The organism is Candidatus Chlorohelix sp. (assembly GCF_037138995.1).
In the GTDB taxonomy this organism is placed as follows: Bacteria; Chloroflexota; Chloroflexia; order Chloroheliales; family Chloroheliaceae; genus Chlorohelix.
On sequence record NZ_JBAXHI010000075.1, the window covers coordinates 1 to 8,420 of the forward strand.

Sequence of the window (8,420 nt, forward strand, 5' to 3'; positions counted from 1 at the left end):
AGCGCTACAATCGCACTGTAGAGGTCAGGGGTTCGAGCCCCCTCACCTCCACCATCAACTAAACATCGCGTTTTGTTGCTTTTTTTCCACCGATAACTTCTTAAATTTCATCGCCTTGCATAAAGCTACGTGCCGCTATTTCAGCGCCTCTGGATATATTGCGCTAGGTTCAGGGCGCGGTAGCGTGGTTAAAGGAAGGGCGATTAGGGGCAGATAAATTGTAAAGGTGGTAAGCCCTTCGCTGCCGGTCAGGGGAAAAGGGTAGTTGAAAGCATAAGTCAGCGGGACGCTTTGTACTTGCACGATGCCTCGATGTGAATCTATCAATTCTTTGGCGATTGCCAAGCCTAGCCCGGTGCTATCGCCCTTCTTTTTGGAACGGGATTTATCCAGCTTATAAAAACGCTCGAATATACGGGGCAATTGGTCGGTAGGAATAAGCGAGCCTGTATTGCTGATTTTGATTTGCGCCCAACAATAGGAGTTGCCGGTCACGGCTATTGTTGCCGGATTGAGTATTGTTTCGTTGCCGGTAAGCCGCAATTCTACTTTTACTTCGCCACCTTCGGGGCTGTATTTGATGGCGTTATCCACAATATTGGTGAAAACCTGCTCAAGTCGGTCTGAATCTCCCCAAGCCATTGGTCCCGGCATTGAATCTTGGGGCAACAGCCTTTCTTTTTGGGGCAACTGATAAGCGTAATCTTGGATGGACGAAACGAGATTTATACCTTTTTTAAGGATGAGCGGCTCGAACTTTGCCAGCACTCGTTCCAGCGTTTTTTTGAGGTCAATTCCACGCCAATTATAGTCAATTTGCCCGGATTCGATTCGGCTCAGGTCGAGTAATTCATCCACAAGACGGCGCATCCGGGCGGCTTCTTCGTTGATGACTTTTAGGGAGTGTTCCAGCATAGGGCGGGTATCTACCGTACCATCTAGCACAGCTTGGGAGAAGCCTTGAATACTGGTGAGGGGGGTTTTTAGTTCGTGGCTAACATTTGCCACAAAATCGCGCACACTTTGTTGAGAGCTAGATACTTCCTCCGCCATCCGATTAAAGCTAATTGCCAAGCGGCTTATTTCGTCTTCGCCCTTTCCGGCTTGTTCTAGGCGATGATTGAAATCTCCCTGCGCGATGGCTTCGCTGGCGTGGGTCATTAGGATGAGAGGGCGGGCAATGTTGCGGGCAATAAAGTAGGCTGCCAAAATTGAGATAAGCACAACAACCAGCGTTACCAACGCTAACCCTCGCAAGAAGGCAGCCCAATCAAACGCTAGTTGCGCTTCCGGCACCGCAAGTATCAAATCGGTTTTTAGTATAATCGGAACACTGATACGATTGTTAGTATTATCCGCAGAGCTTGGGGAGTCACTTATATTCGGACCGGGTAGCGCAAAATACACGTAGTTTACCCCGTTCAAGTTCAGATAGCCCCGATACGCGCTTTGGTCACGGGGGGCGAGGGTGTAGCCCGGAAGTTTGGTGCGGGTTAGGCTGTCGCTATTGTTCGCGGTATCCAGCAGCACATCTCTAGTTTCGTCTATCAGCATAAAACGGGCATCGAAAAGGACGGCAAAATTGCGAATATTTTGAAGATAAGTATTGAGTTGGTAGTTATAATTGGGGGGAGGTAATATTTGTAGTACAATTTCAGCGTTCCGTTGTAGGCGGAGTTCCGCTTTATTGCGTTCGTCCTGTTGGGTTTGTTGCACCACAAACGAAAACAACGCGAGCGCGACTAACAGCGTTAACGCTATTATCAGGATATAACTAATTATAAGTTTGGTACGAAAACCCATCCTACCTTAAGACAACCTCGGTATGGATAATAGTTCAAAAATTACGAGAATATGATAACACCTACAGAGAGTGAAGACAATCCATTTGTCAAAACCGCGCTTGGGGAAATTTTACAGCAAAAACCTCGCCTAACTTTTGCTGAATTTATGGAGTTGGCGTTGTATCATCCCAAGGGCGGTTATTATAACAGCCGTTCTTCGTTGATAGGCGCACGCGGGGATTTTTATACTGCCCCCCAATTGACTCCGGTTTTTGGAGAGCTTATTGCTGTGCAGTTGCAAGAGCTATGGGAGCGATTAGGGCAACCGCCTAACTTTGCGATTGTGGAAATGGGGGCGGGGCAAGGCACGTTGGCGGGAGATATTTTGCGTTATCTAAAGGAAAATGCGCCGCCGCTTTGGGAGAGCTTTAGTTATCGGATTGTCGAAATCAGCCCCATTCTAGCGGAAGCTCAGGCGCATCATATCGGCAAATTGCCGGATGGCGCAGAATTGCTGGAACATGTAGCTTGGGTTGGTTGGGATGAGATAGAGCCAGATAGCGTGATAGGTTGCTTCCTTTCTAACGAATTGGTGGATGCTTTTCCAGTGCATATGGTTTCGGTCAGCAATGGAAAGCTAAACGAAATCTATCTAACCCAAAACGCAGCGGGTGAGTTAGTGGAAGAGGAGGGCGAGCTTTCTACGCCTGCTTTGGAAACCTATTTTAAAGCGTTGGGTTTGGATATGGCGAGCTATGAAGATGGTTATCGCACTGAGGTTAATTTGCAAGCCGCGCCGTGGTTGCGCCGGGTAGTTGGGAAATTGCAGCGGGGTTATATTCTGACAATAGATTACGGCTACGAAGCGAAAAGTCGGTTTCATCCCCGCCGCATGTCCGGTACGCTTCAATGCTATTATCGGCATCAGGTCAGCCATAACCCCTATTTAAATCTGGGGAATCAGGATATAACCGCCCATGTGGATTTCTCAACGCTGCTAAACACGGGCGTAGAATTGGGTTTAGCCACGCCCGGACTGATTTCACAGGCGGAATTTCTGGGCGGGTTAGGGATTGGCGAGCATTTTGTCCAACTGAGCGCGACAACTACAAGCCCCAATGCGGTATTAGCGCAACGCGAAGCTCTTTTAAGGTTGATTAGCCCGAACGAGATGGGCAATTTCAAGGTTTTATTGCATGCAAAAAACGCGCCTTTGGAACCAGCGTTAAGAGGTTGGAGCGCGGGCGTGTAAAAGCTTTTAATCTGCCAAAATTTGCCCGAACTGTTCGCGGGTGAGGCGGAAGGGCAGCCATTCTTCAATGTGGCGTGCGCCCATGCGGCGATAGAAATTCTGGGCGTGGGTATTCCAATCTAGCGCCGTCCATTCCATGCGTCCACATTCGCGTTTTTGGGCTTCTGCCACGCAAAAGCGAAAGAGGTCGTAGCCTACTTTGCTGCCGCGATACTCTTTCAGCACGAATAAATCTTCAAGGTATAGGCTAGGACGCGCTAGAAAAGTGGAGTAAGTTTCAAAGATGAAAGCGTAACCCGCAACTACTTCTTCAACTTCTGCCAGAAATATCTCAAAGCGGGGATGCTCCCCGAAAGCGTGGCTAATTAGCCGTTGTTGCGCTTCGGGGTCGGGCGGGGGGAGTTGCTCGAAATCAGCTAAAGCTTTTATGAGGGTAAGAATTGTTTCGGCATCGGCGGGCGTGGCGTTACGAATACGGTTTCGGGTTGAATTGGCTGTCATGGGTTGTCCTTTTAGGGGTATAATGCTGCTACTTTTTACCGATTAAATTTCAGGAGCATATTAACATGAATAATCCGCAAGGTGAAAATAGATTTACAAACCGCTTGATAAATGAAACTAGCCCTTACTTGTTGCAACACGCGCATAATCCGGTGGATTGGTATGCGTGGGGCGAGGAGGCTTTTGCTAAAGCGCGTGCCGAAAATAAGCCCGTGTTGCTTTCGGTAGGTTATTCCGCTTGTCATTGGTGCCATGTGATGGAGCGAGAGTCTTTTGAAAATGAAGAAATCGCCGCGCTTATGAATGAGAACTTCGTGAATATCAAAGTTGACCGCGAAGAACGCCCGGATATAGATTCCATCTATATGGAAGCGGTTAACGCCCTGACTGGAAGGGGCGGCTGGCCTATGACCGTTTTTCTTACGCCGGAGGGCGCTCCTTTTTACGGCGGTACTTACTTTCCGCCCGATAATCGCTATAGCGGCATGGCTAGTTTCCCGCAGATACTTAACACGCTCTCAGAGGTTTTCCGAGAGCAGCCCGAAGATGTTGCGAATAACGCCGCGCAGCTAAAAGAAATGTTGAACAGCAGTTTGTCTGAACGGGGCGTGCCGACAACGGGTGAGCTTAACCGCGCTTTGCTCAATTCTGCCACCGAGAATTTAACCGCGCAGTTTGATACGAAAAAGGGGGGATTTGGGACTGCCCCGAAATTCCCGCAAGTTTCCGCGCTCGATTATGTTTTGAAAAGTTGGCGGCGTACCCATAGTTACAAAACGCTGGAAAACCTGTTGCTTACGCTTGACCGGATGGCTATGGGCGGGCTGTATGACCAATTGGGCGGGGGCTTTCACCGCTATTCCACCGATGCCGATTGGTTAGCGCCACACTTTGAAAAGATGCTGTACGATAATTCGCAATTGAGCCTACTTTATCTTGACGCTTTCCTCGCTACCGGACGCGGCTTTTATCGCCAGATAGCAGAGCATATCCTCGACTATATTCAGCGCGAGATGACTTATCCAGAAGGCGGTTTCTACAGTACGCAAGATGCCGATAGCGAGGGCGAAGAAGGTAAATTTTTCGTTTGGAGTAAGCGCGAGATTGAGGAAGTTTTAGGGGTAGCAGATGCCGCCGTTATTTGCCGCTTCTACAATGTCAGTGAGCGTGGCAATTGGGAAGGGCATAATATTCTGCATGTGACAAGCCCACTGCAACAGATAGCCAAAGAACTTGGTAAAAGTGAGGATGCCCTTGAATGGATTCTTGGGCAGAGCCTTGACAGGTTATTTGAGGCGCGAGAGCAGCGCGTTAAACCGGGTAGGGATGAAAAAATCCTGACTTCTTGGAATGGGCTGATGCTTAAGTCTTTTGCGGTAGCGGGTCGCGTGTTGGATAATCCCGCTTATATCCAAATCGCTAAAAATAACGCTGAGTTTGTATTGAAATATCTGAAGAAAGAGGGGCGTTTGCTGCGGACTTTCAAGGATGACGCAAAGGGCAAGCAAGCCCGCTTGAACGGCTTCTTGGAAGATTACGCCTTTTTTGCCGATGGGTTATTAGCTCTCTACGAAGCTACTTTTGACCTGCGTTGGCTGGATGAGGCAAATTATATTGCGGGGGTAATGCTGGAACAGTTCTGGGATGAAACTATCATGGGCTTTTATGATACGTCACTCGACCATGAGCAGTTAGTAACTCGCCCCCGCAATTATATGGATAATGCTACTCCTTGCGGAAATTCGGTTGCGGTGGAAGTTTTGTTGAAGCTGGCATTGTTTACAGGGCAAGAGCGTTATCGCGAAACGGCGGTAAGCGCGTTGGAAAATGTCGCCGGATTGATGCCGCACCAACCGCTTGGTTTTGGGCGGTGGTTGTCTGCCGCTAACTTTTATCTGGATGCTGCAAAAGAAATTGTGCTTGTGGGTGAGCCGGATGCGCCGGATACAAAGGCTTTGCTTCAGGTGATTTATAACGCTTACAACCCCAACAAAGTAGTTATGCTACTCTCGCCGGGATTTGACCCGCAAGTTGTGGCGCGGTATCCGCTTCTGGAAGACCGCAAAATGCTGGAAGGCAAGGCTACCGCGTATGTGTGCCAAAACTTCGCGTGTCAGCGTCCGGTTACAACGCCCGAAGAATTGGCAGAACAATTGGGCGTGGCTTTATCCTGAAAGGGATGGGGGTGGTGGCAACGGGCGAAGGGCGTATTCAAATACGCCCCTACGGGAACGGGTTCTGTAGGAGCAACCTCCGTGTTGCGATAAATTCCTCAGTTCAAGGGTTTTGGGCGTTCGCCTAAAGTAAGTTGCAAGGTGAGTGAATCTTTACCCCGCTGGACTGTAAGGTTAATAGTGTCATTCGGTTTATATTTTAATATAGCGGTTACAAGCGGGTTCAGGTCGTTTAGCGGTTCTCCATTGATGGCAGTAATAATGTCGTTATCTTTCAAACCGGCTTTATCGGCAGGACCACCCGCAACTATTCCGGGCTGTCTTCCGCTAGGGCTGACCCATGCGCCTTCTATTTCAGGAATGCTGATACCCGATAGCGTTGTTCCGGCAATTGCAGGGGTTATCATCTGGTAACGTATCCCGAAATAGGGCTTGGATGCCGTTCCTTTGGTGATTAACTGCTCCGAAATCATTGCGGCAACATTGCCGGGTATGGAGAAGCCCAAGCCCTCTGCTACATCGTTTGCGCTTGTCGAGCTTCCGCCGCTGTTGACGCTGCGTACTACCGCTGTATTAATCCCTATGATTTCGCCCTTGAGGTTTAGCAAGGGACCCCCGCTGTTGCCGTGATTAATAGACGCATCGGTTTGAATATAAACATTTGGGGAGGTATCGCCGGGGATGGTGCGGTTAAGCCCGCTAACAACGCCCTTTGTTACCGAATTGCGGAAGTCTCCAAGGGCTGCGCCGATGGCAATAACCGTTTCCCCGATTTCCACTTTGCTAGAATCGCCGAATTTCAGGACGGCAGGCGTTTTAACATCTACCTTTAAGACGGCAATATCGCCATCCTCATCTATTCCTACCAGTTGGGCGGCGGCGACTTTCTGCCCGTTGTTGAAAGCCACGCTGATACCCTGCGCTCCGCTAACCACATGCGCGTTTGTAAGGATATAGCCGTTTTCGCTGATTATTGCGCCGCTTCCGGTACCAACGGTAAATTGGCTACCTGTAGTAGTGCGGGTGGCTTTGGTATAAACGGTTACAACGGCAGGGTTGGCGCGTTTTACTACGCTTACTACTGAGTTACTTTCAATTTGGTCTGCGCTTAGTGCCTGAGTTGTTGGGACAGCAGCAACGGCAGTGGTAGTAGGCTTGTTAGAATTTGTAGTTGCAGCAACGGCAACCGTTTGGTTTGGAACCGAAGTTGCCGTAACAGGTGCGACAGTAGCAGTAGTAGAATTACTATCACTGCAGGCGGATAAAGCTAGACTCAATAGAAAAAAAGACAGTAATAGAGCAGAAATCTTATGTTGGTACATAGTTAGCGCCTTCCCAAAGTTTAAAGCAAAAATGACCGAATTATCAAACCCGGTCATCTCCAGAAAATCTATATAAAACCGGCGATGCCGGGGGGAATTTTCAAGCCCAAGGGGCTTTTGCACATCTATATTAAAGAGCTTAACTAGCTTCTTACTTTGTTATTATCTCATTAATTTGCTAATAAAGTGTTCTAAAATTGTAAAAATATGGTAAATAGAAGCTGAGATTCAAAACTTGTCATAGCTGATGTATAATAGTTGAAATGCTCATGGCTATCCTGAAAAGGGGAGATTTTAGATTAATTTGGGACTTCCGGCACAATGGTTACTTATGCAAGAAGCATTTTAACGCCGGGTAACAGCTAAGAACGGGAACAATTATGGATTTCAACCCTTATAAGATTTTGAAAGTTGACCCTACCGCGGACGATGAGGTTATTTCGGCAGCGTATCGAGCATTAAGCAAAAAGTATCACCCTGATTTGAATAAATCTGCGGAGGCGCAAACCCAAATGCAGCAGGTGAATCGCGCCTACGAAATGATAAAAGATGCCGCTTCTCGCGCTAAAGTTGATGCGGAGCTTGCCCGTAAGAGTTCTTCCAATAGTGGTAGTGGGCAGGGGACGCGCCCTTCTTATACGCAACCCAATTACAGCCCCTCTCCAAATTATGGAACCGGCGGGTTTCAGCGTAATCAGCCGGTTAGTAAAGGGGCAGAGCGCGTTTATGTTGGTACTCCCGATGACAATACTTTTTATCTGTACCAGAAAAGGTTGGTAGATGATAAGGAGCATAAATTGCTTCGTATCGGGGTGTATCACGACAAGCTATTCGGGAAAATTTGTAATATCAATGCTACTGCGCCGGATGCGAGCGGTAAAATTAGCAGCGGTTCGGTTTTTATTCAATCGTTAGAGATGTTTGACCTGACCGATGCCTTAACCGAAGCGTTGGATGCGATGGAAAAGCCGCTCTTTCCCATTGAAACCAATAGCGACCATAATGTGTTTTATCGCCGCCAAATCAACGGGCTTAACAGCACTTATCTGGTTTTGGAAGTAATTAAGCGGTTGAAAGCAGATGCTAAGATTGCTTTGTTTTTGATAGGCGAGCGGCGGGGTGATGGGGTAGTATCTTCTCAGACTCAGGCGCAGTTAAAACAATTGCAGAAAATATTTACTGAGGCTTTTACCACAATGCGCTAAGAAAAGGGGAAGCAATACCCCCTCATTTGGCTGACTTTGCAAAAGCCCTGCATCTAATATAAAACCCCCTTCCTAATGAGGGAGGGGGAGTTTGTACTCATAATGCTTTGTTCTGCAACTGGCTTACTTCAAGTTTACATTGATAGAGAGAACGAAAGCTACCAGATTGTTGAGGTCAGTGT

At 48.1% G+C, this 8,420-nt stretch carries 6 protein-coding genes; 3 read left to right on the forward strand and 3 right to left on the reverse strand.

Annotated elements, in window-relative coordinates:
- Positions 1-135 precede the first annotated feature (135 nt).
- Complete coding sequence (locus WCK19_RS17805; protein WP_342398751.1) at positions 136-1,803, reverse strand: HAMP domain-containing sensor histidine kinase; 1,668 nt, start codon at positions 1,801-1,803, stop codon at positions 136-138.
- 51 nt (positions 1,804-1,854) lie between these two features.
- Between WCK19_RS17805 and WCK19_RS17810 the strand changes: the two genes are divergently transcribed.
- On the forward strand, positions 1,855-3,036 hold the full coding sequence (locus WCK19_RS17810) for an SAM-dependent methyltransferase (protein ID WP_342398752.1): 1,182 nt from the start codon (positions 1,855-1,857) through the stop codon (positions 3,034-3,036).
- 6 nt (positions 3,037-3,042) lie between these two features.
- On the opposite strand, the gene WCK19_RS17815 is transcribed toward WCK19_RS17810, so the two are convergent.
- Positions 3,043-3,537, reverse strand: a complete 495-nt coding sequence (locus WCK19_RS17815; protein WP_342398753.1) for a GNAT family N-acetyltransferase — start codon at positions 3,535-3,537, stop codon at positions 3,043-3,045.
- 65 nt (positions 3,538-3,602) lie between these two features.
- Here WCK19_RS17815 and WCK19_RS17820 point away from each other — a divergent pair, with 65 nt between their 5' ends.
- A complete protein-coding gene (locus tag WCK19_RS17820) occupies positions 3,603-5,711 on the forward strand; it encodes a thioredoxin domain-containing protein (protein WP_342398754.1) in 2,109 nt (702 codons plus the stop codon).
- 98 nt (positions 5,712-5,809) lie between these two features.
- Here WCK19_RS17820 and WCK19_RS17825 read toward each other — a convergent pair whose 3' ends face one another.
- Complete coding sequence (locus WCK19_RS17825) at positions 5,810-7,033, reverse strand: trypsin-like peptidase domain-containing protein (protein WP_342398755.1); 1,224 nt, start codon at positions 7,031-7,033, stop codon at positions 5,810-5,812.
- Between the two features lie 380 nt (positions 7,034-7,413).
- On the opposite strand from WCK19_RS17825, the gene WCK19_RS17830 reads away from it, so the two are divergent.
- Positions 7,414-8,238 carry a J domain-containing protein gene (locus tag WCK19_RS17830; protein WP_342398756.1) on the forward strand — a complete coding sequence of 275 codons (825 nt, stop codon included), beginning with the start codon at positions 7,414-7,416 and terminating at the stop codon, positions 8,236-8,238.
- The last annotated feature ends 182 nt before the right edge of the window (positions 8,239-8,420 follow it).